The sequence below is a fragment of the Massilia timonae CCUG 45783 genome (assembly GCF_000315425.1).
In the GTDB taxonomy this organism is placed as follows: domain Bacteria; phylum Pseudomonadota; class Gammaproteobacteria; order Burkholderiales; family Burkholderiaceae_D; genus Telluria; species Telluria timonae.
In genome coordinates this window covers 147,994-170,481 of the sequence record NZ_JH992922.1, presented here as the reverse complement: position 1 = coordinate 170,481, position 22,488 = coordinate 147,994, and the positions used below count along the sequence as shown (strand labels likewise).

Below are 22,488 nucleotides of genomic sequence, written 5' to 3'. Positions count from 1 at the left end.
CTGAAGCCCGCCCGGCAGCACCGGGCAGGCCGAAGCAAGTGCTTACGGCTGCCCGCCTCCGCCCGCCGCGCCATACACGTGGCCGGTGGTGTAGCTCGCATCGTCCGAGGCCAGCGTGACGTAGATCGTCGCCAGCTCGGCCGGCTGGCCCGGACGCTTCATCGGCGTGTCCTCGCCGAACTTCTCGCGCCCCTCCGGCGAATTGCCGCCCGCCAGCTGCAGCGGCGTCCACACCGGACCCGGCGCCACCGCATTCACGCGGATTCCCTTCGATGCCATCTGCTTGGCCAGCGACTTCGTAAACGCCACCTCGAAGGCCTTGGTGCCCGAATAGTCGAGCAGTTTTTCCGGCGGATCGTAGGCCGTCTGCGACGAGGTATTGATGATGACGCTGCCGGCCGACATATGCGGAATCGCCGCCTTGGTGATCCAGAACACGGCGTAGATATTGGTCTTGATGGTCCAGTCGAACTGCTCGCTGGTGATGTCGAGGATCGAGGCGTTGTTCTGCTGGCGCGCGGCATTGTTGACCAGGATGTCCAGGCCGCCCAGTTCGCGCACCGCCGTTTCCACTAGTTTCTTGCAGAAGGCCTCGTCGCGGATGTCGCCGGGAATGGCCACCGCCTTGCGGCCCGCGTCGCGGATCAGCTGCATGACTTCGCGCGCATCGGGTTCCTCGGCCGGCAGGTAGCCGATGGCGACGTCGGCGCCTTCGCGCGCATAGGCGATCGCGGCGGCGCGGCCGATGCCCGAGTCGCCGCCGGTGATCAGGGCCTTGCGTCCCGCCAGGCGGCCGCTGCCGCGATACGTCGTTTCACCATGATCGGGACGCGGCGTCATCTTGCTGGCCAGGGCCGGCCACGGCTGGTCCTGCTTGGGGAAGGGCGGACGCGGATAGCGCTTGGCCGCTTCGCGCATCGCGCCCGGCGCCGGCTGGTTGCCGCCGCCCGCCTGCTGGGCCAGGGCCGGGACGGCGGCGGCCGAGGCGGCCACGCCCGCGGCAACGGTGCTGACGAAGCGGCGACGCGACGGCGTCACGCCTTCTGGCTTCTGGTCTTCCGAACTCATGCTTGCTCCTTGATGGGGTGGGGCTGCCAACGCAGCCAGGTAGTGGCGAAGATGTTAGTCGTTATCGAAAAGACACGGAACACGGTAGCTTGTTGGCAAGATCTGGTGCTGGGCTGTTGTAAGTGGGTACTTTGCCTGCTGAGTAGAAGTGATCTGGGGTAACATTTCGTTTTTACCGATTTGTGTTTTCCCATGGCAATCATCCGCGCATTCCTTGTCCTTGCCTTGCTGGGGCTGTATTCCTTCGCCCAGGCCGCCCAGGCCGACACTGTGTCGGCCGCCGCGGCTGCGGCCGCGCCGGCCCAGCCGACCGCGCGCGCCGACTTCACCGTCGCCACCCGCAAGGTCTTCGTGTTTCGCGCCACCCTGGCCGGCCACTCGCCGCAAGACCGCCTCGAAGCGGCCCAGCGGCGCCTCGACAAGGCCCTGTCGGGCAAGGGCCCGCAGCGCGTCACCGTCAACGGCTTGGCGGAGGGCAGCCAGGTGCTGCTCGACGGCGCGCCGCTGTTCCTGGTGACGCCGGCCGACGTCAACGTGCTGGCCGGCGACACGCCCCAGGACGTGGCGCACGACAGCGCGGGCAAGCTGGAGCGCGCGCTGGCCGCGCGGCGCGAGGCGAGCGACCCGCGCGTGCTGATCGAAGCCGCCGCGCTGTGCGTCGCCGCCACCCTGGCCTACGTCGTCGTGCTGCGCGCGCTGGTGCTGCTGCGCAGCGCGGTCAAGACCCGCTTCGAGCGCCTGCTCGGCGTGCGCCTGGCGCGGGTGAGCTTTCGCAACGTGCGCCTGCTCGACGCCCAGCTGTATGTGAGCTTCCTGCGCCAGGTGACGATGGCGGTGGTATGGGGCCTGCGCCTGCTGGCCACCTATATCTGGATCAGCTTCCTGCTCGGCGAATTCGCCTACACCCGCAGCTGGGGCGAGTGGCTCAAGGGTTACCTGGTGGAGCTGGCGGTGGGGATCGGTCAGTCGATGGCGGCCGCCATTCCCGGCCTGCTGGTGGTGCTGGTCATCGCCGCGCTGGCGCGCCTGGTGATGCTGACCGCGGCCTCGGTGTTCAAGCGGGTCGAGAGCGGCGAATTGCAGGTAGGCTGGCTGGACCAGGACACGGCGGCGCCGACCCGGCGCCTGGTCAACCTGGTGATCGGGCTGTTCGCGCTGGCGATGTCCTATCCCTACCTGCCCGGCTCGCACACGGCCGCCTTCCAGGGCGTGACGGTGCTGGCCGGCCTGATGGTGTCGATCGGCGCCTCGAGCATCGTGGCGCAGGGCGCCGCTGGCCTGATCCTGATGTACACCCGCTCGCTGCGCAAGGGAGAATACGTGCGCGTGGGCGACAAGGAGGGTACCGTGGTCGACATGGGCATGTTCGAGACGCGCCTGCGCACCGGCAGCGGCGAAGAAGTCCTGATGCCCAACGCCTGGGTGCTGTCCAACACCACCAGCAACTTCTCGCGCGACGGCGTGATCGAGGACGGTTTCGTCACCGAGGTCAAGGTGACGCTCGCCTACGAGACGCCGTGGCGCACCGCGCACGCGCTGCTCGAACAGGCTGCCGCGGCGACGCCAGGCATCGCGGCCGAACCGAAACCCTTCATCGTGCAGGCGGCGCTGTCGGATTTCTATGTCGAATACCGGCTGTGCGCGCATTCCTCGGCCGACAGCCCGCGCGGGCGGGCCGAGGTGCGCAACCATCTGCACCAGAACGTGCTGGACGTGTTCGATGCGGCGGGCGTCGGGCTGACGTCGTCGCACTTCCACCGCGTGACGCTGACGGAAAAGCGGGCTTGATGAAGAAACGGGTGACCGGCCATGCCGCGTCACCCGTTTTAGTGGGGTACTACAGGATCGAGTGGATCAGTCGACGGTCGCGCCGCTGTCCTTCACGATCTTCGACCATTTCGCGCTTTCGGCCTGCACGAACTTGGCGAAGTTCTCAGGCGTATCGCCCACGTACTCGGTGCCGGTGTCGGCCAGCACGCGCTGGAAGTCCGGCTGCTTCATGACTTTCTGCGATTCGGCGTTGATCTTGTCGACGATGGCTTTCGGGGTCTTGGCCGGCACGAACAGGCCGTACCAGGCGTAGGACTCGATGTTCAGGCCCGCTTCGGCGAAGGTCGGCACGTCCGGCAGCAGCGGCGAGCGCTTGTTGCCCGAGATGGCGATCGGCTTGACCTTGCCGCTCTTGATGTGCGGCATGATCGCGATGGTCGAGTCGAACATGATCGGGATGTGACCGCCCAGCAGGTCGGAGATCGCCGGCGCCGAGCCCTTGTACGGCACGTGCACCATGTCGAGCTTGGTCACGCCGCGGAACAGTTCACCGGTCAGGTGCTGCGGGGTGCCGTTGCCGGCCGACGCGTACGAGAACTGGCCTTTCTTCGACTGGATGTGGGCCAGCAGTTCCTTGACGTTCTTGGCCGGCACCGATGGGTGGGCGACCAGCACCAGCGGCGCGCGCAGCAGGTTGGTGACCGGAATCAGGTCCTTGGCCGGGTCGAAGGCCATCTTCTTGTACAGGCTCGGGTTGATCACGATCGGCGCGCTCGAGGTGATCAGGAGGGTCTGGCCGTCCGGCTTGGCGCGGGTCACGGCCAGGGTGCCGATATTGCCGCCGCCGCCGCCGCGGTTATCGATCACGAACGACTGTTTCAGGTCGGTAGTCAGGCCTTTCGCCAGCGGGCGCGCAGCGATGTCGGACGGGCCGCCGGCCGGCCATGGCACGACCACGGTCACGGTGCCGGTTGGCCAGTTCTGGGCGAAGGCGCTGGCGGAGAGGACGGTTGCTGCGAGAGCGAACACGAGGGATTTTCCTTTGGACGGGAAGACTCGCATGGTTTTGTCACCTATATAGTTGATTATTTCGCGAATGATTCGATAACCTGCTGAAACGATTTTACACGAATGCTCATGCGGATTGCGTACGTAGTAGTACGTGGGCCTTTCGTTGTCCTGTAAAGTGTTGTGTGTACTTACGATTCGAGGCTGGAAATGAAATATACAGGCTTTTTCCTGGCCGGCATCATCCTTGCCGGCGCCGCCATTGCCGCTACGCCGGCCTCGCCGGCAGTGCAGGCGATGAAGCGCATTGCTGGCGTGTACAAGCACCGTTTCATGAGTGGAGTCATCGTGCCGGGCAAGGACGAAACAGAGTCCTACCAGGCCGAGGACATCGTCGAGATCGTCCCGTACGACCGCGATCATGTGTACCTGCGCGTGCACCTCGATTTCTTCAATGGCCATAGCTGCGGCATTTACGGCATGGCGCGCTTCGAGGACGGCATGTTCGTCTATCGCGATCCAGCGCCGCCGATCGTGGGTGATTTTCCGTGCGTGCTCAAAGTTGGAGAGAAGGACGGCATGCTGACGCTGACCGATCGGTCTCCTCCCAATGCCGGGCGTACTTGCGAGGCCTATTGCGGTGCGCGCGGCAGCCTCAATTACGAGATCGGCATGGACAAGCGGCGGCCAATCCGTTACCTGGAGCGCCTGAAGGGATCCAGGCAGTACAAGGACGCGCGCGATGCGTTGCTTCAGTCGATCCCCGCGTCCTGATGGCTGACCGGCGCGCCCGGCTGGCGCAGGCAGGCTGGCTTCAGGGCGCCACGTCGCCGGCCTTCTCGGCGATCGGCCGCACATGGCGCAGCAGCGAATCGAGCATCTTGCCCGGTTCTTCGTTGAACATCTCGTGGCCCGAGTGCTCGAACCACACCAGCTTCTTGTGCGGCGCCTTCACGGTCTCAAACCACTCGGCGGTCACGGTCGACGAGACGTTGTAGTCGTAGCGGCCATTGAAGATGATGATCGGGCAGTCGAAGCGCTTGTAGCCGCTGAAGTCGGTCGAGATGACTTCGGCCAGCAGGTGTTCCTGCGAGAAATCGTTGGCTTTCCAGATCGTGCGCAGGTCGGCGTCCGTGTATTCGGGCGACAGGCGCGCCGCCGCGCCTTCGTGGGCGAAGTCCTTGCGGCCGTGAATGGCGCCGCCGTAATAGCCCAGCCACTTGCGCTGCAGGTACATGTCCTTGAGCACGATCGGGCGGCCCGGCGTTGCGTAGGGGCCGAGCGATTCGAGCTCCTGCACCGCCTTGGCGTTGTTGTCGCGCCGCGCGGCGTCGAGCGCGAAGCGCAGGCCGCGCCGTTCGCCCTCCGGCCCGTTGGTGGCCTGGCCCATGCCGATGTAGGCGTGCAGCCATTCCGGGTGCTTGCTGGCCAGCTCGATGCCGAGCGAGCTGCCCCAGGAGTGGCCGAGCACGAAGATGCGCTCCTTGCCGAACTCGCGCCGCAGCCATTGCACCATTTCCTCGGCGTCGGCGAGCATGCGGGCGCGCTTCATGGTCGGCGCCACGATGGCCGGATCGTTGGCGGCGTAGGTCTTGCCGGCGCCGCGCTGGTCCCATTGCACCACGGTGAAGAAGTCTTCCCAGCCGCGCTGGAAATACCAGCTGGTGGGCATCGACACATAGCCCGGGCCGCCGTGGATCATCAGCAGCACCGGATTGCGGCGGTCGACGCCGCGCACCGAGATCCACTGGTCGATGCCGCCGATGCGCACCGCTTCAAGACGCTCGATGGCGCCCGGCATGACCAGGCGCCGCATGTCGGCGACAATCTTGACCGCCTCGGCGCGGCTTTCGGGTTTCTGGGCGAAGGCCGGCGCCAGGATGGCGCTGGCGAGGATCGTCGACAAGGTCAGACGATGGAGCAAGCGTGCAAGCATGTGAAATCCGGTCAAAAAAAGGGAGCGAGTATTGTCTATCAATAGTGATAGATAGTAACGAAATTTATCGACTGCCTTTATCGATAGCCGATCGCATCGGCCAGCTTGCCTGCGTCGACGACCTCGACCATGTAGCGCCAGGCATCGGGCCGCGAGCCATCCAGGTCGGTGAAGCCGTAGACCTTGGCCAGCTCGCCGCTCGACAGCGATTGCCCGTTCCAGCGCGCGCGTTCCGGGTCGGCTGCGATGGCGGCGACGGCGCGGCCGACGAAGCGCGGCGTTTCCGAGATCACGAAGTGCGGCTCCTGCGCCGCGCGCCAGTTGTCCTCGCCAACCCCGAAGGTTTCGAGCATGATTTCAGAGCGCATCCAGCCCGGCGTGAGGCAGACCGCGGTGGCGCCGCGCGGGCCGAGGTCGCGTCCATGGGCCCAGGCCATGCGGTTGACCGCCGTCTTGGCCAGGTCATAGAAGGGATTCAGGCGGTAGTGGTCGGCGTTGTAGGCGGCGGTGCCGTCGGTGATCTCCACCAGCAGGCCGCCCGCATGCTCGAGCATCAGGGGCAGGGCGTGGTGAGCCGTGATCAGGTGGGTGTCGATGGCCAGGCGCAGCATGCGCAAGCCCTTGTCGAGGTCGTGTTCCCAGACCGGCTTTTCCCACTCGTTGAGGTTCTCTCCGCCCCAGATGTCGTTGACCAGGATGTCCAGCCGGCCAGCCTCGCGGCGGATGCGTTCCACCAGCGCCTGCACCTGGCGCGGATCGAGATGGTCGACCTGCAGCGCGATCCCGCGGCCGCCGGCCGCCGTCACCAGCTCGGCTGTCTCTTCGATCGTCTCCGGCCGCGCGTATTCGGATTGCTGCGCGCGCGTGGTGCGGCCGGTGACGTAGACGGTGGCGCCGGCCGCGCCGAGTTCGATGGCAATGCCGCGGCCGGCGCCGCGTGTGCCGCCCGCCACCAGGGCGATCCTGTCGTTCAGATCCATATGCATCTCCTTGGGTAGATTTATAAACAAACGTTCATTTATAAATCAATTATAAATGATTGTTCGCTTATGGGATAATGCCGGCATGGCACGCACCAAGACCCTTCCCGACCTGGCGGTCCTCGACCAGGCGGTCGCGCTGATGCACGGCAGCGGCCCGGACCACCTGACCTTCGCCAGCCTGTCAGCGGCGACCGGCCTGTCCGGCGCGACCCTGGTGCAGCGCTTCAGCAGCAAGGCCGGGCTGCGTCAGCGCGCCTTGCTGCATGCATGGGACGTGCTGGAACAGCGCACCGCCGATCTGATCGGCTCGATGGAGCGCACGCCACTTGGCGCGCGCCGGCTGCTGGTCGGCCTGTCGCGCGACTATGGCGGCATCGAAGCCTACGCCCAGGGCTTGCTGCTGCTACGCGAAGACCTGCGCGACCCGCTGCTGCGCGAGCGCGGCGCCGCCTGGGGCAATACCCTGAATGTCGCGCTGGATGCCTGTTTCGCCGCGACGCCCGGCGCGCCCGCCGGCGTCGGCAGGTTCATGGCGAGCCAGTGGCAGGGCGCTTTGCTGTGGTGGGCCTTCAACCCGGTCAAGCCGGTGGAAGCCTTCGTGGACGAGGAACTCGCGCGCTTCGTCGCGCTGGTGGGCGGATAGGCGCGGCCGCTCAGGGCCTGGCGCCCGACAGCGGTTCCCAGATGACGGTCGGCATCCAGCCGGTGGCGGCCAGGGTGGCCTGCATGACGGTGGCCGCGTTTTCCTTGGCCGTGTTCAGCACGGCCGGCTGGCTGCAGGCCGCCTGCACCGCCTTCTGCGCCGTGCCCAGCGCATTGTTCATCGCCGTGGTGCGTGTCTGGGCGGAAGGAATGAAGGCTTGCAGCCCCTGTTCGGTGACCGCATAGAAATAGGAGCCGCCCCGGTTGCGCGCCTCGTGGCTGATGCGCGCCTGCAGCGGAGTCGGCGGCGGCAGCACGATGGTGAGGGTGCGCGCTCGCTCGTCGATGTCTTCGTAGCGCGCTTGGCGCAGGTCGGTTGCGATGGTGCAATCGCCGCGCGCGACCAGCAGCACGCGGGTGCTGCCCAGCCGTACTTCCCATTGCGACCAGGGGATATCGACCGCGTTCGGTTGCGTGAACTCGATGACGTCCGCGTAGTTCATCTTGAGCGAGACGAGGTGCCCCATTTTTTCCAGCGAAATCAGCGGCGGCGGTGGCGCCACCTGCTCGGCCGGCTTCTTGATGAAGGCGAAGATGATGGCGGCGGCGGTGACGGCGACGAGCAGGATCGGCAGGCGTTGCGGAGATGTCATGGGACGGCGATGGCAGGTGCGTGGAAGCGACGGCGGCCAGTCTACCCGATCCAGCCGATGGCCGACGCCCCCCAGCGCCGGGATAGGCGCCTAGTCGACCTCGATCGTGGTGATCGTGATGGCCTTGCCCGGCATTGCCGGTCGCCATGGTCCGTCGATCACCTCGATGCGATCGACGCCGAAGCGGGCGAAGTCTTCCCTGGTGAAGGTCCATCCGTCCATATCGGGCAGGTCGAAGCGGCTCGCCTGTCCATACGTCGTGATGTACTGCCTGACGCCGATCTTCTTGAAGAAATCGGTCTCGCGCTGGAGCAGCGGCTGGATTTCCTTCCGATGGCCGGCCCAGAATGCGTCCTGCTGTTCCTTCGTCATGGCATCGTAGGCGGCTTTCCGTTCACCTCCAAGGTTGAACGTCGCGCTGCTGATGCCTCCGTGGAAGCCGATGACGGCCACGTTGCTGACGGTCTTGCGCGGCGCGGCGGTGAACACGTAGTTGGCGCAGGAAGACAGGCAGTACGCGCTCACCTTGACGTCCAGGCCCTTCCGGTACACCCAGTCGCCCAGGTCGAGGCCGAAGTCGACGATGCCGCCCTTGCTCTCGATGGCGAGCACCGTCGGTTTGATGGCCAGGCTGTCGTATAGCGCGAACAGGCGCTGGTTGGCGTCGTCGTCCAGGTAGCCGGAATAATGCAGCTCGCCGTTCTCGACGAACACCCGAGTGGCCTCGTCGGCGGCGCTGGCCGCGGTGGCGAAGAAGGTGAGGGCAATCAGGCAGGCGTATCTTGATCGGGGCATGGGCAGGCATCATCCGGAATCGACCCTGCATTATCTCGTGCCGGCGATGAAAAAGGTTCACTGAAAACCACGACCGCCATGCCGGGACGACGCGTTCGGTTGGTGCATAATCGGCGTCAAGGAGGGAATATGAGCAGCCATACCGACGCAGCAATCCTCGAATCCTGGTCGCGCAATGCGACTCCCTGGACCAGCGCCGTGCGCAGCGGAGAAATCGAAAGCCGCACCCTGGTGACCAATGCCGCCATCGTCGAGGCGGTGCGCGCGCGCGCGCCGCGCACAGGCGTCGATCTCGGCTGCGGCGAAGGCTGGCTGGTGCGCGCGCTGCCCGAGGTGGAGATGGTCGGCGTGGATGCGATCGACGGCCTTATCCGGCAGGCGCGGGCGGTCGGCGGCGGCGACTTCCGCGTGCTGTCGTATGAACGGATCGCGGCCGGCGAGCTGGCATTGTCGGTTGACGTCGCCGTCGCCAACTTCTCGCTGATCGGACATGAACCGGTCGACGGCCTGTTCGCCGCCGCGCCGACTTATCTGCGGGCCGGTGGAACGCTGATCGTGCAGACCGTCCACCCCTTGATGGCCTGCGGCGATGCCCCCTATGTCGACGGCTGGCGTGCGGGCAGCTGGGCCGGCTTCAGCACTGACTTCCAGGACGCGCCGCCCTGGTACTTCCGCACGATCTCGAGCTGGATCGCGCTGTTCGAACGGCACGGCCTGCGCGTGGTGGAGATGCGCGAGCCGCTGCATCCGCATACCGGCAAGCCGGTGTCGCTCATTCTGGCCGGCGTCATGCCGGATTCGCCGGATCGCCCCGGCTGACGGCGGCTGCCCTCGATGGCAGGCGACCTTCAGGACACGCTGTCTTTAGCCTGCTCGTCGATGACGAGCACGATGCCGCGCTCTCCGTCGACCTCGACCAGCTGGCCATCGCGCAGTCGCTGGAAGACGTCACCGATGCCTACCACGCAGGGCTTGTTGAACTCCCGCGCGACCAATGCGCCATGCTGCAGCGCGCCGCCGATTTCGAGGACGATGGCGGCGGCGTTGACGAACAGCGGCGTCCATCCCGGATCTGTGGTGAAAGCGACCAGGATTTCGCCCGGCGCAAGCGACTTTTCGTGCGCGTTGCGCAGGCACTTGACGCGGCCCCTTGCTACCCCGGGCGATATCCCTACGCCAAGCAATCCGCCGGTCCGGTCGTCCCGCCGCGGCGCGCGCAGGATGCGACCACGCGAGTCGATCAATGAGGGAAAGACGTGCACTTGTCGCGCCAGCACTTGCAGAAAGCCGGTCCGCATGCGCCGTCGCTCGCGCAAGTCAGGCCGGTCAGCGTGTGCCGGCTCCAGGTCGGCATAGTAGAGGCCGAAGATATCGTGCGGATCGTCCAGGCGCCCCTCTGCCACCAGCTTTGCGCCAAGCGCCAGCGCCTGGGTTCGCATGCTTTGGCGGAACATCAGGTTGATATGCTTCGGTGTGTCGCGGCTGCCGGCAAACGCGGTCGACACCGCGTACAGGCGTTTGAGCAGCAGGCGGCGCACGGGCCCGAACCTGCGCAGCAGTGCCGTGTAGGCTCGTTCCCGTTCCTGCGCCAGCCGGCGATGGGCGGCTGCCGGATCGCGCTCATCGGACACGCCGGCGAGGAAGGACATCTGGCGCAGCAGGATGGCGGGATCGTCCCGGTAGCTGGCATTGGCGAGGTCCATTTCTCCCGGGCCGCGGCAGCCATAGACAGCGAGGAACCGGTCCCACTCGGCCAGGAAGGCTGCCGGCATCTCGCGGCGCGCGATGCGGGCAGCCAGCGAATCCGTATCGGCGTAGTCGGCGGGCGCCAGCATGCGCGCCAGGCGGACCATGGCGATGCCCATTTCCACCACCAGGTTGCCGCCAGCGCCGCGCGTCAGGCTGGCGAGCAGACGCCGCTCGTCGTCGCAATGCCTGCGCGCCAGGCGCGCCAGCGTCGCGGTGGCGCCGACGCCGGCGAGCATCGCCGGCAGGGCGACGTCGACGATGGCCTCGATCGCCACCGCGCCGAGCCGTTGCTGCAGCTGCGGCAGTGTCGAGTCCTTGCCGCCCGGCGCCGACAGGCGCGCCATGGCGTCGCGTTCGCGCAGACGATGCAGGCGCCGCGCATGGTCCGGCGCGATGAATGCATGCAGGCTGCGCCACAATGCGCGCCGCAGCCTCCAAAGCGCGCCGGGCACGACGCGCAGGAGCGGCAACAGCGATGGCCGTGTCGCAGAGCGGTAGCGGGTGGCATCGATGGTGGCCAGGGTTTCCGCGAGAAGCTGGTCGGTCGGCGCATTGCTGTGCGCGAGTTGCAGGGGCGTCGCCAGCCACAGGACGCGGGAAAGATTCAGGTACATGCGCCCACCCTGGATGCACAGCCATCCGTCGGCCCGGTCCAGCGGCAGGTCGACCGGACCGGCGCAGTGGCGGATCAGGTGCGCGATGGTGTGTTTCAGCCAGTCCTGGCCCATGGGCGACACCGGCGCATTGATCGTCATGCCCTTGGCGAGAGAGATGTCCATGTACAGGGTCCGTGGCGTGCCGGGGCGGGAAGTCATGTCCGGCGTAAGCGGCGTGTATGCCGTGACCGGGCGCGCCTGCAGCAGATGCAGCGTTCCCGCGGCGTAGGCGAACTCCATGTCGACAGGAGCGCCGAACAATGCTTCGACGCTGGCCAGCGTCGCCGTCACCTCGGCCAGTTGCGCTGGATCGAGACAGAAGCCCGCGCCATGCGGCGCGGGGCATGCCTTGCTGCCCGGCGTGCCTTCGAGCAGGCGTCCGCTCGCCTTGTCGAGCACGAACTGGTCCGGCACGACCTGCCCATCGACCAGCGCATCTCCCAGCCCCCAGCTTGCATTGACGAGCGCTTCGTCCAGGTCGTTCGTCAGGGGATTGATGGAAAAGCCCACGCCGGAGACTTCGCTCTCGACCTGCCGCTGGACGATGACGGCCATCGCCGGCTCGAACACCGGCATCGCACGCGCGCTCTTGTAGGCGAATGCCGGGACGGCCAGGCAAGAGGCGAAGCAGTCGCGGATCGCTTCCTCGAGCCGGGAAGCGGGCACGCCCAGGCAGGTGCGGTACACGCCGGCGAACGAGGCGGCGGCGAGGTCTTCGTCGGGCGACGAAGAGCGCACCGCGAACCGCACGCCGGGTTCATGCGCCTGGCATTGGCTCGCCAGGAGGTCGATGGCGCGCCGCTGGTCGGCGTCCCATTCGAGGCCGTCCACGTGGATGCGTAGTGCGGCGCAGGCCGTAGGCCAGTCCGGTTGCTCCGCCTGAGTCAATGTCTGCCAGGCCGGCGTGGCGCGCAGCCTTGCGATCCAGGGCGCGAAGAAGGCGGTTGTCAGCACATGGGCCGGCGGCACATTGAATCCCGACGCTGCAAGCCGATGCAGCGACCACGCCTTTCCGCCCAGCGTTTCGCGGGATGCGGGGCCGGCATCCGGGATTGCCACCAGAAATGGCGCAGCCTGTCCCTCGGCGGTCACGCCGGTCGCCAAACATTGCCTTGCCTGCGTATCGATCGTATCCATCGCCGCCACATTGACTTTGTAATCCGAGCAATATAAATGACCTTGCCTGCGGTGTCAGCCCGGCAGTCGTGGTCCCGGCTGCCAGGCCTTGCCACGCATGCGCATGCCGAGGCCTGGACGGAACCACCCTGGCGCATTGTCTAGCTGATGTCCGCGAACACGCCCCAGCGCCGCAGCAGCAGCTTCTCGAATTCGAGCACCACCATGAACGCCAGCCCGATGCCGAGGATCGCCACGCCGTCGATGAGCGCTACGGCGCGGGTATCGAACAGCGCCTGCATCCACGGCAGGTAGGTGAACGCCAGCTGCGCGACCACCACGACAAGGATCGCCCACAGCACCGCCGGCGTGCCGCGCGCGCCGCGCCAGGTGAACGAGCGCATGTGCAGGTAGCGCACGTTGAACAGGTAAAAGATCTCCAGCACGCACAGCGTGTCGACCACCATCGTGCGCGCCGTCTCGGTGTCCAGGCCGCGGCGTTCGGCCCAGGCCATCACGGCGAACACGCCGGCGGTGAACAGCACCGACACGAACGCCACCCGCCACAGCATGAAGGGCGACAGCAGCGGCGCTAGCGGATCGCGCGGCCGGCGCGCCATCACGCCCGGCTCGGCCGGCTCGAAGGCCAGCACCAGGCCGAGCGTGATGGTCAGGATCATGTTGATCCACAGGATCTGCGGCGGCGTCATCGGCAGGGTCAACCCCAGCACCAGCGCCGCGACGATCGCCAGCACCTCACCGCCATTGGTCGGCAGGGTCCAGGCGATGACCTTGCGGATGTTGTCGTAGACGGTGCGTCCCTCGCTCACGGCCGCCACGATGGAAGCGAAGTTGTCGTCGGCCAGCACGATCTGGGCCGCTTCCTTGGCCGCCTCGGTGCCCTTGTTGCCCATGGCGATGCCGACGTTGGCCTGCTTCAGCGACGGGGCATCGTTGACGCCGTCGCCGGTCATCGCGACCACCTCGCCCTCGGCCTGCAGCGCGCGCACCACGCGCAGCTTGTGGGCGGGATTGGTGCGGGCGAAGACGTGGGTGCGGCGCGCCAGGGTCCGCAGCTCGGCGTCGGAGACGGCGTCGACGTCCTGGCCGGTCGCCACCACCGGCTGCTCGGCCAGGCCGAGTTGCGCGGCGATGGCGGCGGCGGTCGCGCCATGGTCGCCGGTGATCATCTTGACCGCGATGCCGGCGCTGCGGCAATCGGCGATCGCGGCCAGCGCCTCGGGCCGCGGCGGATCGATGAAGCCGACCAGGCCCAGGAACACCAGCTCGTCCACGGCTTCGAAGTCCAGCTGCGGCGGCGCATGCGCGAAGCGCCGCAGGGCGAAGCCCAGCACGCGCTCGCCGCTGGAGGCCGCCGCCGCGACGTGGCCTTCCCAGCAAGCGGTATCCAGCGGCATGCTTGCCCCGGACACGTCGAGTTGCGCGCCGCTCATGGCCAGCACGCGTTCCGGCGCGCCCTTGACGAACAGCTCGGCGCCGCCGTCGGCCAGGCCGTGCAGCGTGGCCATGAAACGGTGCTGGGCGTCGAACGGGATCTCGTCGGCGCGCGGATGGCCGGCGCGCAGGGCGTCCGGCTCGAGCCCGGCCTTCATTGCCAGCGCCACCAGCGCGCCTTCCATCGGATCGCCGTCCACATGCCAGCCGCCCGCAGCCAGGCGCAGGTGGGCGTCGTTGCACAGCAGGCCGGCTTCGACCAGGCGGCGCGCATTGGCCGGCAGGCCGGCGCCGTCCTCGGGCAGCGCGAACGCGCCCAGCGGCGCATAGCCGGCGCCGCTCACGCCGATGCTGCCCGCACCGGTCACCACGCGGCAGGCCGTCATCTCGTTGCGGGTCAGGGTGCCGGTCTTGTCGGAACAGATCACGGTGGTCGCGCCCAGCGTCTCCACCGCCGGCAGGCGGCGCACGATGGCGTGGCGCGCGGCCATGCGCTGCACGCCGATGGCGAGGGTGATGGTGATCACCGCCGGCAAGCCTTCGGGCACCAGCGCCACCGCGATCGCCACCACCATCATCAGCGCCTCGACCCAGTCCATCCCCTTCAAGCCGACCGCATAGGCGAACAGCAGCGCGGCGACGGCGATCGACAGCACCGTGAAGCGCCGCCCGAAGCCGTTGATCTGGCGCAGCAGGGGCGTGGTGAGCGGCTCGACCTTGCCGAGCATGGTGCTGATGCGGCCGATCTCGGTATGGCTGCCGGTGGCGACCACCAGGCCGAGGCCCTGGCCGGCGGCGACCAGCGTGCCTGAATACGCCATGCCTTCGCGGTCGCCCAGCGCCGCACCGGCGTCGACGGCGTGACCGGTCTTGACGCTGGCCACCGATTCGCCGGTGAGGATCGCTTCGTCGACCAGCAGGGCGCGGGCGCGCAGCAGGCGCAGGTCGGCGGGGACGCGGTCGCCGGCTTCGAGCAGCACCACGTCGCCCGGCGCCAGCGTGGCCACCGGGACGGTCGCGTGCTGGCCGGCGCGCACGACGCGCGCAGTGGGCGCCAGCATGGCTTGCAGGGCGCCGAGGGCTTGCTCCGCCTTGCCTTCCTGGACGAAGCCGACGATGGCGTTCACGGTGACCACGCCGACGATCACGGCCGCGTCGACCCAGTGTTCGAGCACGGCGGCCAGTGCCGCGGCGGCGAGCAGGAACAGGATCAGCGCGTTATTGAATTGCAGCAGAAAGCGCAGGAGGGCGGGCGTGCGCGGTGGCGATGGCAGCGTGTTGGGGCCGTGCAGCGCCAGGCGCCGCGCCGCTTCATCCGGTGCGAGTCCGTCGGGGATCGAAGCCAGCTGGCGCAGGACGGCGTCGGCCGGCATCGCATGCCAGTCTGCGACCGGCGTGGAAGGGATGGAGGACGTGGTCATGGACATGCAAGGAAACAGCTCCCTGATTACCTGATGAGCAAAACTTAGCATAGTAAGTTTTGGTCATCAACGAATCCCGACCCCGATGCTTGGGTATGGCGGCGTCAGCGCAGCAGTTTCAATCCCGGCGGCAGTGCATCGCCCAGCAGGCGCGTCTCGACCGCCTGGTCCAACACATAGGTAGCGGCCATAACGCGCGCTGGCACGCGCATTGAGCTTGCTGGCCGACGGAATGCGTTCGAAGTTCTCGCTGATCGGACATGAAGCGGTCGACGGCCTGTTCGCCGCCGCGCCGACTTATGTGCGCGCCGGCGGAACGCTGATCGTGCGGACCGTCACCCCTTGATGGGCCTGCGGCGACGCGCCCCTATGTCGACGGCTGGCGCTCAGAGAGCCAGGCCGGCTGCAGCGACGATTTCCAAGACGCGCCGCCTTGGTACTTCCGCACGATTTTGAGTTGGATTGCGCCGTTCGAGCGGCATGGCCTGCGCGTGGTCGAGATAAGCGAACCGCTGCATCTGCGCAAGGGCAAGCCGGCGTCGTTGATCCTGTGCGGCTTTTTAATTACATAAGTTGACTTTGCGAGAGCGGCACTTGCTAGCCCATGCTCAATTATGTCAATCTTGATATTTTACCCTGCAGCCTATGGCTGATCTTCTCTCGGTGGAGTAATTTTTTGCTGAGGTTGCTGGCCAAATGCTACTCTCATATTGGTTATCGCATTTTTTAGAGAGGGTAAAATTATTCTGCCAGAGTTAAACTGGAAGGATCCACCAGCAATAATTACTGCAACTATAAGTGCGGGAGGGGTTGCGGCAAATACAATGTCAAGAGGGTTTCTTCGGGATATATCAATTATAGATAGCTCGTCTTTAGGGTGTAGTTCGTATAAGGCCAGATCACGAATGGAGGACCAGTGGAAATTAGCGATGCGAGCTTTTATTGTTTTCGAAAACTCAAGTGCTTGGTAGTCCGTTGCTAGTTCTACATGCTGTTGTGAATTAATTTCTTGGTGCGCGGCTACATAAGCGGCACGAAAGAGATAGAGGAAATAGGAAAGATCTCTCGTTGCGATTGGCCCATTTTCTGTGTTAAGGACTGCGCTTATCTCATCTGCCATAATCTATTCCTCTGCATCAGTCGTTTTTGGATTTGAAAGTGCTAAGCTAGTGTAGACAGTAAAGGAAACCAATGCCAAAGTTAGCCCACAGAATACTTGAAATAAAATCATTATTTGAGTAAACCAATTGGCAGGACTTATATCGCCGTAGCCTATAGTTGTCATCGTAACACCGCTGAAATATATGGCTTCGAAAATGTTCTCAAAGAAAAATGGTGAAGCACTTCCTTTAAAGAAAGTTGATGGTAGTATGTAGTATAAAATGCCGAAACTGATGACTAATTCGATATAGCTGTTAAATGCTAAACGTAGTCGGTCGCCAAAATTCAGCTTGCTGGTGGAAGGTAGTCCGTTTAATTTTTCTACCGCATCGTCTAAGAATGCTTTAAAAATCTCAATCGATCTTGAAAATATAAGCCAGCCTAAAAATACAGTAATGAAGTATTTTTCGAGTTTCCAGTTTTCACTCGTAGAGGTTAGTTGAAAAAACACCTCTATCGGTAGTATTAGTGCAATGCTTACCCTCAAATAATAAACATTGTATTTTTTTATGCCATCTGTAATTTTGGTCTTCCCATCGGGTTTTTGGGATAGATTTATTTTATTTCTCTCTGCAAATTTATAAGTCGGAGAAATTATCCAAAAAAACGCATTTGTTTTTTTCTTCATTTTGACTGTTGTCGAAAATTGGTGTCGACAGGATTGCCAAGTAGCCGTTGATGAACTAGTTATGATAAACCCATGGATTGAAAAAAGGCTAACCAATACTCACAGCGTTCCTAGTGCAGCAGCTTCAGCCCCGGCGGCAGCGCATCGCCCAGCAGGCGCGTCTCGACCGCCTGGTCCAGCTCCACCACCTCGCGCACCATCGCCGTCCACATCGGCGGCGCGCCGCTGGCGGCCAGGCGCCGCAGCACGTCTTCGCGCACCGCTTGGCCAATATCGCGCGAGCGGTCGCCCGTCATGCGCGCGATGTGGGCGGCGGCGAAGCCGGCCGGCTCCACCTTGCGCCAGTCCAGTTGCAGCAGTTTTACCAGCCAGCTTTCGGCCACCTCGGGCGGGGCCACTTCGTGGGCGCTCGACTGGAACGACTGGCGCGCGCCAACCCGGCCCAGGGCCCACAGATAGCGGCCATAGCGCGCGCTGGCGCGCGCATCGAGCTTGCCGCCGGACGGGATGCCCTCGATCTGGCCCAGCAGCCATTCACCGATCTCCGCCTTGTAGGCCGACGGAATGCGTTCGAGCGAGGCGCCCACGCGCAGCATGTCTTCTTCGCTGCCGTCGACCAGGGTGACCGGACGGCGTCCGCGCTCCGATTCGTCGGCCTGCAGGTTGAAGGCGAAATCGTCCAGCACGCGCAGCTGCGATGCGGTCGACAGGCCGCCCGCCACCCGGCGCCACAGCGTCCACCATTCGGCGCGCACCTGGCTGTCCTTGTGGTGCTGGACGCCGCCCTCGAACATCGCCCACAGCTGCTCCATGCGCCATTCGTCGAGCGGATGGCCGAAGCCGGGGCGCAGGCAGTAGCCGGCCAGGTTCAGCCAGGCGCGCTCGTGCTCGACCGAGCGCCGCCGGCCTTTCGCGCGCGCCAGCAGGGCGTCGAACAGGCGCCGCAGCAGGGGCGTGGTCCAGCGTTCGCGCGCGCCCAGCAGATGCTCCAGGCCGGCGCGCAGCTGTTTCACTTCCTTCGGATCGACCTGTTTCGAGCGGGCGCCGAACACACGCTCGATCTTGTCGACGGCGGCATCCAGCTCCAGAGGCAGCACCTCTTCCTGCGTATCGCTGTCATCTTCGCCGCGCAACTGGAAGGCGAGCTGCCAGCGCTGGCCGCCATCCTCGGCCACGCAATGCACGTCGAGCGTGCCGACTTCGCTCAGCGTCGTGACCAGCCGCACCGGGGTCTCGCTTGGCGCGCCGCGCGCGGCGCGCAGCACGGTGGCGATCGCCGGCAGGCGCACCACCTCGGACGGATCGAGGTCGACCAGGTCGCCGGCCTGCGGCGGCGCGCCGCTGTCGGCGATGGTCGACACCAGGTGGAAGCGCACCGGACGGCCGACGCGCAGCGCGAAGCTGCGGTCCGCCAGCGCCACCTCGAGCGCGGCCGGCGTGCCGCGCGGGAGCAGGCAGACGGTGCGCAGCTTGTCTCCTTGCGCCTCGCCATCGAGCAGCAGGTAATAGCTGCGCGCGGCGCCGCTTTCGATGGCCGGCGCCAGGCCCTGGCGCGCCAGCGTATAGGCCACGGCGCCGCGGGCGACGGCGATGTCGGGGTTGTCGTTGTGCAGCACGCGCATTGGCGCGCCACGCCATGCCGCCAGGGTATCGACCAGCCGCTGCGCCAGCGCCGCGCCGCGGAACACGCCGCCGTTGAGCAGCACGGTGTCGGGCACCGGCAGCGCGCCATCGTCGGGCAGGCCAAGCGCCTCGCGCGCGGCGGCCGCGTGCTGGCGCAGGAAGCCCGCCAGGTGGCGCGTGATGGCCGGGTCGCTCGCATACGGCAGGCCGAATTCGACGATGCCGGCGCGCGCGCGTTTGGCGTCCTCTTGCGCCGCATTGAGCGGGAAGAAGCCATCGAGCACGATGCGTTCAATGTCCGCGCGCCGCAAGTCGGCCTTGCGGCTGGCGCCGATCAGGCGGCTGCCGGCGCCGAGCAGGGTGACGGTGACGTGGTCGGGCGCATCGTCGGCCAGCAGCTGTTCTTTCGCGGCGCGGCAGCGTTCGGTGAGCTGGGCCAGGCGCGCGCTCGACAGGCGGCTGCGCGTGGCGTCTTCGCCGGCTTGTTCCGCCATGCGCGCTTCGACCAGGTGGGCCAGCGCCAGGTCCATATTGTCGCCGCCCAGGATCAGGTGGTTGCCCACGCCGATGCGGGTGAGCAGCGGCTCGCCATCCCTGGCCTCGACCTTGACCAGGCTGAAGTCGGTGGTGCCGCCGCCGACGTCGGCCACCAGCACCAGGCGCGCATCACCGAGATCTTGCGCCAGGTCGGCGCGATGCCGGTACAGCCAGTCGTACAGCGCGGCCTGCGGTTCTTCCAGCAGACGCACGTCCGGCAGGCCGGCCTGCTTCGCCGCCTCCAGCGTCAGCGCCCGCGCGCCTTCGTCGAACGAGGCGGGAACCGTGAGCACGATCTGCTGGCGTTCCAGCGGCTGCTTGGGGAAGCGCGTGTTCCATGCGGCGCGCAGGTGGGCCAGGTAGCTGGCGCTGGCCGCCACCGGCGACACCTTGGCCACGTCACCTTCGGCGCCCCAGGGCAGGATCGGCGCCATGCGGTCCACGCCAGTATGCGACAGCCAGCTCTTGGCGCTGGCCACCAGGCGCCCCGGCGTGGCCGCGCCGAGTGCGCGCGCCAGGCGGCCGAGGGCGACGCGTTCGACGCCGGCGACATCGAGGGCATGCCAGGGGAGTTGCAGCTCGCCGGGCGCGAGTTCGTCCGCGCCCGGGTGGTAGCGCATCGACGGCAGCAGCGGCGCGCCGGCGACTTCGCCGGGCGCCACCAGCTGGTCGACCGAAAACAGCTCGATCGCGCCCTTGCCGTCATGGGCAAAGGCCAGCACCGTATTCGTGGTGCCAAGGTCGATGCCTACCAGGTACGTCACTGTGCGTCGGAGGCGGGTCGAACGTCGAACTCGACCTTCCAGCGCTGGCCGTCACGGGCGACGGCCGCCAGTTCCAGCGTGCCCGCGTCAGTCGCCAGCGCATGCAGTTTGACCTGCACGACTTCGCCGGCCACACGGCCTTCTGCCGGCAAGGTGGCCTGGATCTCGTTCAGTTCCTGCAGCTCGTCCGGGCCCCAGAATTCCAGCACCTCGCCGATGCGGTCCTGGCGGCGCACGGTCGAACCGAAGAAGCGGAAGGTCACCGGCTCGCCGATCACCAGGCCGAATTCCTGGCCGGGCAGTTCGAGCTCGCTGCCTTCTTCCATGCCGAACGGCGCCACGCACAAGGCTTCCAGCGGTGGCTCCATGCCGGGGATGGCCGGCATCGACGATTCGACGCCGACGTAGTAGGAACGCGCCGTGCCGCCGCGGATGCGCACGCCGCCGCCGCGCCGCGCGTAGCTGAAATAGGCCGCGCCGCGCGCCACTGCCAGGTCGAGGTCGGCGCCTTCGAGCATGCGCGCTGGCTCCGCGCCTTCCATGTACAGCCAGTCGTTGATGGTGTCCATCACGCGCTGGGCCAGGATGCCGGACTTGAACACGCCGCCGTTGAACAGCACCGCGCTCGGATGCAGGAAGGTATGTTCCGCGTTCACGCGGCCCTGGAAACCTTCGAGTTCGGCGGTGGCGCCGGCCTGGCGCGCCAGGAAGGCGGCCAGGTGGCGCGTGATCGCGGCGTCCTGCGCATACGGCAGGCCGAGCTGGGTCAGGCCGGCGCGGGCGCGCACGGCTGGACGCGCCGATGCTTCGACGCGCGGGAAGAAACCGTCGGTAATGAAAGAGGTGACTTCTTCACGCGTGAGTTCGGTGCGGATCGAGCCGCCGATCAGCTTCGAGCCGCGGCTCGGCACCACGATCGGATGGGTGGTGGCGTTGGGGTTGGCCAGCAGTTCTTCCTTGGCGCTGCGGCAGCCATAGGTGAGGGCGCGCATCTGCCAGGCATCCAGTTGCGTGCCGTTGGTGGCGAGCTTGCGCGCCACGAAGTGGGCCAGTGCCAGGTCCATATTGTCGCCGCCCAGCAGGATGTGGTCGCCCACGGCCACGCGGTGCGGTTCGAGCTTGCCGTCGCGTTCCAGGATCGCGATCAGCGAGAAGTCGCTGGTGCCGCCGCCGACGTCGACCACCAGGATGATGTCGCCCGGCTGCACTTGCTTGCGCCAGCGGCCGCCGCTGCCCTGGATCCAGCTGTACAGGGCCGCCTGCGGCTCTTCCAGCAGGGTGGGCGCGAAGCCGGCCTGGCGCGCCGCTTCCGCGGTCAGTTCACGCGCGGCCGGGTCGAACGAGGCGGGGATGGTGACCGTGACCGATTGCTGGTCGAACGGCGCTTGCGGATGCGCCGCGTTCCAGGCCTGGCGCAGGTGTTCGAGGTAGCGGGTCGATGCAGCCAGCGGCGAGACGCGCGGCACTTCGTCCGGCGCGTCCTGCGGCAGGATCGCGGCGCGGCGGTCCACGCCAGGGTGGCACAGCCAGCTCTTGGCCGACGACACCAGGCGGATCGGCGTGGTGGCGCCGCGGCTGCGCGCCATCTCGCCCGCCACCGCGGTTTCTTCGCCCTGGCTCCAGGGCAGGGCGCGTTCGCCGGCCGGCATCTCGTCCGGGTGCGGCAGGTAGAGGAAGGACGGCAGCAGCGGCAGCGCCTCGATCGTGCCGGGCGCGGTCAGCTGCGGGATCGGCAGCACCGACTCGACGGCCTTCTCGCCGTCGCTGGCCTGCAGGTCGACATAGGAGAGGGCGCTGTGGGTGGTGCCCAGGTCGATGCCGATGGCATAGCGTGCGTTGTCAAGCTGGCTCACAGTTCCACCTCCGCCGGGGCCAGCACGCGCGCATCGTGGCTCTCGGCCAGCTGCGGCAGCGTGACTTTGGAAGCGCGCCAGCCGCGATGGCTCAAGGTGCCGGTGAACGGCGCCTTGCCGACCACGTTGCCGGTCAGGCGCACGCTGGCGGCGTCGAAGCCTTCGTTGAGGGTGACGCGGCTGCCTTCGGCTTCGTTGCGCACCGGTTCGATGGCGAAATGCTCGCGCAGCACGCGCGCGCAGCCTTCGTGCACGACGCGGGCGGCGGCGCCGATGTCGGCGTCCGAATAGGCGGACAGGTTTTCGTGGGCGAAGTCGATCAGGCGCGCTTCGCGCTGGAAGAGGCTCAGCAGTTGCAGGGCCGAATCCGGGGTCGGGGCGCGCAGTGGCGCCGGGGCCGGGGTAGGTGCTGGAGTTGGTGTCGGGACGGGGGCAGGCGCCGGGGCTGGCGCGGCGGTCGGGCCGACGCCGTCATCGCGCACGCGCGCGGCGAACTCGGCGTCGCCGAGCGACTTGAACAGGGCGCCGAAGGCGATCGACAGGCGGCTGAAGAAGCCAGGCAGATTGGAAGGTGTGCTCATTTTTTTCTTGGTAATCAGGTGCGGGATGGCTGCCTGTCATGTCGGACAATGGGAGAGCCACCCCCGGAAAAAGGCGAATCATACCAGTT

18 protein-coding genes are annotated in these 22,488 nt (G+C 66.4%); 5 read left to right on the top strand and 13 right to left on the bottom strand.

The annotated features are described in order from the left end of the window. Window positions 1-42: 42 nt before the first annotated feature. Entirely contained in the window at window positions 43-1,068 is a 1,026-nt protein-coding gene (locus HMPREF9710_RS00700; protein WP_005662919.1) for an SDR family oxidoreductase, read from the bottom strand. A gap of 192 nt (window positions 1,069-1,260) precedes the next feature. On the opposite strand from HMPREF9710_RS00700, the gene HMPREF9710_RS00695 reads away from it, so the two are divergent. Next, window positions 1,261-2,856, top strand: coding sequence for a mechanosensitive ion channel family protein (locus HMPREF9710_RS00695; RefSeq protein WP_005662917.1), 1,596 nt, complete (start codon window positions 1,261-1,263; stop codon window positions 2,854-2,856). A 66-nt stretch (window positions 2,857-2,922) separates the two neighbouring features. On the opposite strand, the gene HMPREF9710_RS00690 is transcribed toward HMPREF9710_RS00695, so the two are convergent. Beyond that, a complete protein-coding gene (locus HMPREF9710_RS00690) occupies window positions 2,923-3,867 on the bottom strand; it encodes a Bug family tripartite tricarboxylate transporter substrate binding protein (protein ID WP_229409699.1) in 945 nt (314 codons plus the stop codon). 189 nt (window positions 3,868-4,056) lie between these two features. On the opposite strand from HMPREF9710_RS00690, the gene HMPREF9710_RS00685 reads away from it, so the two are divergent. Next, a complete protein-coding gene (locus HMPREF9710_RS00685; RefSeq protein ID WP_005662913.1) occupies window positions 4,057-4,620 on the top strand; it encodes a hypothetical protein in 564 nt (187 codons plus the stop codon). 40 nt (window positions 4,621-4,660) lie between these two features. On the opposite strand, the gene HMPREF9710_RS00680 is transcribed toward HMPREF9710_RS00685, so the two are convergent. Together HMPREF9710_RS00680 and HMPREF9710_RS00675 are read right to left on the bottom strand one after the other, a co-directional pair. After that, window positions 4,661-5,782, bottom strand: coding sequence for an alpha/beta fold hydrolase (locus tag HMPREF9710_RS00680; protein ID WP_005662911.1), 1,122 nt, complete (start codon window positions 5,780-5,782; stop codon window positions 4,661-4,663). A 77-nt stretch (window positions 5,783-5,859) separates the two neighbouring features. Further along, a complete protein-coding gene (locus HMPREF9710_RS00675) occupies window positions 5,860-6,762 on the bottom strand; it encodes an SDR family oxidoreductase (RefSeq protein WP_005662909.1) in 903 nt (300 codons plus the stop codon). Window positions 6,763-6,847: 85 nt separating this feature from the next. Here HMPREF9710_RS00675 and HMPREF9710_RS00670 point away from each other — a divergent pair, with 85 nt between their 5' ends. Further along, the gene (locus tag HMPREF9710_RS00670; RefSeq protein ID WP_005662907.1) at window positions 6,848-7,408 is read left to right on the top strand and encodes a TetR family transcriptional regulator; all 561 of its coding nucleotides are present in this window, start codon (window positions 6,848-6,850) and stop codon (window positions 7,406-7,408) included. A gap of 10 nt (window positions 7,409-7,418) precedes the next feature. Here the strand turns inward: HMPREF9710_RS00670 and HMPREF9710_RS00665 are convergent, their stop codons facing one another. Together HMPREF9710_RS00665 and HMPREF9710_RS00660 are read right to left on the bottom strand one after the other, a co-directional pair. Further along, window positions 7,419-8,060, bottom strand: a complete 642-nt coding sequence (locus HMPREF9710_RS00665) for a DUF4230 domain-containing protein (RefSeq protein ID WP_005662905.1) — start codon at window positions 8,058-8,060, stop codon at window positions 7,419-7,421. A gap of 90 nt (window positions 8,061-8,150) precedes the next feature. Further along, on the bottom strand, window positions 8,151-8,855 hold the full coding sequence (locus HMPREF9710_RS00660; protein ID WP_005662903.1) for a hypothetical protein: 705 nt from the start codon (window positions 8,853-8,855) through the stop codon (window positions 8,151-8,153). A 129-nt stretch (window positions 8,856-8,984) separates the two neighbouring features. Between HMPREF9710_RS00660 and HMPREF9710_RS00655 the strand changes: the two genes are divergently transcribed. Further along, window positions 8,985-9,674 carry a class I SAM-dependent methyltransferase gene (locus HMPREF9710_RS00655; RefSeq protein WP_005662901.1) on the top strand — a complete coding sequence of 230 codons (690 nt, stop codon included), beginning with the start codon at window positions 8,985-8,987 and terminating at the stop codon, window positions 9,672-9,674. A gap of 29 nt (window positions 9,675-9,703) precedes the next feature. Here the strand turns inward: HMPREF9710_RS00655 and HMPREF9710_RS00650 are convergent, their stop codons facing one another. After that, window positions 9,704-12,397, bottom strand: coding sequence for a PEP/pyruvate-binding domain-containing protein (locus HMPREF9710_RS00650; RefSeq protein ID WP_005662899.1), 2,694 nt, complete (start codon window positions 12,395-12,397; stop codon window positions 9,704-9,706). 140 nt (window positions 12,398-12,537) lie between these two features. Further along, window positions 12,538-15,258 (bottom strand): HAD-IC family P-type ATPase, encoded by a 2,721-nt coding sequence (locus HMPREF9710_RS00645; protein WP_005662897.1) that lies wholly within the window; start codon window positions 15,256-15,258, stop codon window positions 12,538-12,540. 205 nt (window positions 15,259-15,463) lie between these two features. Between HMPREF9710_RS00645 and HMPREF9710_RS28740 the strand changes: the two genes are divergently transcribed. Next, window positions 15,464-15,598, top strand: a complete 135-nt coding sequence (locus tag HMPREF9710_RS28740; RefSeq protein ID WP_267871907.1) for a hypothetical protein — start codon at window positions 15,464-15,466, stop codon at window positions 15,596-15,598. A gap of 297 nt (window positions 15,599-15,895) precedes the next feature. On the opposite strand, the gene HMPREF9710_RS27610 is transcribed toward HMPREF9710_RS28740, so the two are convergent. The 5 genes from HMPREF9710_RS27610 to HMPREF9710_RS00625 all read right to left on the bottom strand — a co-directional run bounded on the left by HMPREF9710_RS27610 (window position 15,896) and on the right by HMPREF9710_RS00625 (window position 22,399). Next, window positions 15,896-16,372: a hypothetical protein gene (locus HMPREF9710_RS27610; RefSeq protein ID WP_157225397.1), complete on the bottom strand. Its 477-nt coding sequence runs from the start codon at window positions 16,370-16,372 to the stop codon at window positions 15,896-15,898. A gap of 3 nt (window positions 16,373-16,375) precedes the next feature. Beyond that, window positions 16,376-17,041 (bottom strand): potassium channel family protein, encoded by a 666-nt coding sequence (locus tag HMPREF9710_RS26850; RefSeq protein ID WP_081589824.1) that lies wholly within the window; start codon window positions 17,039-17,041, stop codon window positions 16,376-16,378. A 110-nt stretch (window positions 17,042-17,151) separates the two neighbouring features. Beyond that, on the bottom strand, window positions 17,152-19,965 hold the full coding sequence (locus HMPREF9710_RS00635) for an Hsp70 family protein (RefSeq protein WP_005662895.1): 2,814 nt from the start codon (window positions 19,963-19,965) through the stop codon (window positions 17,152-17,154). Next, a complete protein-coding gene (locus tag HMPREF9710_RS00630; protein WP_005662893.1) occupies window positions 19,962-21,818 on the bottom strand; it encodes an Hsp70 family protein in 1,857 nt (618 codons plus the stop codon). Before HMPREF9710_RS00630 ends, HMPREF9710_RS00635 begins: the two co-directional genes overlap by 4 nt. After that, window positions 21,815-22,399 (bottom strand): DUF2760 domain-containing protein, encoded by a 585-nt coding sequence (locus tag HMPREF9710_RS00625; protein WP_005662890.1) that lies wholly within the window; start codon window positions 22,397-22,399, stop codon window positions 21,815-21,817. The genes HMPREF9710_RS00630 and HMPREF9710_RS00625 overlap by 4 nt, the downstream gene beginning before the upstream one ends. Between the last annotated feature and the right edge of the window lie 89 nt (window positions 22,400-22,488).

What these genes read in the sequence shown, in the direction of transcription:
- HMPREF9710_RS00700 (WP_005662919.1), bottom strand. Translation starts at nt 1,068, where the DNA reads ATGAGTTCGGAAGACCAGAAGCCAGAAGGCGTGACGCCGTCGCGTCGC.
- HMPREF9710_RS00695 (WP_005662917.1), top strand. Translation starts at nt 1,261, where the DNA reads ATGGCAATCATCCGCGCATTCCTTGTCCTTGCCTTGCTGGGGCTGTAT.
- HMPREF9710_RS00685 (WP_005662913.1), top strand. Translation starts at nt 4,057, where the DNA reads ATGAAATATACAGGCTTTTTCCTGGCCGGCATCATCCTTGCCGGCGCC.
- HMPREF9710_RS00680 (WP_005662911.1), bottom strand. Translation starts at nt 5,782, where the DNA reads ATGCTTGCACGCTTGCTCCATCGTCTGACCTTGTCGACGATCCTCGCC.
- HMPREF9710_RS00675 (WP_005662909.1), bottom strand. Translation starts at nt 6,762, where the DNA reads ATGGATCTGAACGACAGGATCGCCCTGGTGGCGGGCGGCACACGCGGC.
- HMPREF9710_RS00670 (WP_005662907.1), top strand. Translation starts at nt 6,848, where the DNA reads ATGGCACGCACCAAGACCCTTCCCGACCTGGCGGTCCTCGACCAGGCG.
- HMPREF9710_RS00665 (WP_005662905.1), bottom strand. Translation starts at nt 8,060, where the DNA reads ATGACATCTCCGCAACGCCTGCCGATCCTGCTCGTCGCCGTCACCGCC.
- HMPREF9710_RS00660 (WP_005662903.1), bottom strand. Translation starts at nt 8,855, where the DNA reads ATGCCCCGATCAAGATACGCCTGCCTGATTGCCCTCACCTTCTTCGCC.
- HMPREF9710_RS00655 (WP_005662901.1), top strand. Translation starts at nt 8,985, where the DNA reads ATGAGCAGCCATACCGACGCAGCAATCCTCGAATCCTGGTCGCGCAAT.
- HMPREF9710_RS00650 (WP_005662899.1), bottom strand. Translation starts at nt 12,397, where the DNA reads ATGGATACGATCGATACGCAGGCAAGGCAATGTTTGGCGACCGGCGTG.
- HMPREF9710_RS00645 (WP_005662897.1), bottom strand. Translation starts at nt 15,258, where the DNA reads ATGTCCATGACCACGTCCTCCATCCCTTCCACGCCGGTCGCAGACTGG.
- HMPREF9710_RS27610 (WP_157225397.1), bottom strand. Translation starts at nt 16,372, where the DNA reads ATGGCAGATGAGATAAGCGCAGTCCTTAACACAGAAAATGGGCCAATC.
- HMPREF9710_RS26850 (WP_081589824.1), bottom strand. Translation starts at nt 17,041, where the DNA reads ATGAAGAAAAAAACAAATGCGTTTTTTTGGATAATTTCTCCGACTTAT.
- HMPREF9710_RS00625 (WP_005662890.1), bottom strand. Translation starts at nt 22,399, where the DNA reads ATGAGCACACCTTCCAATCTGCCTGGCTTCTTCAGCCGCCTGTCGATC.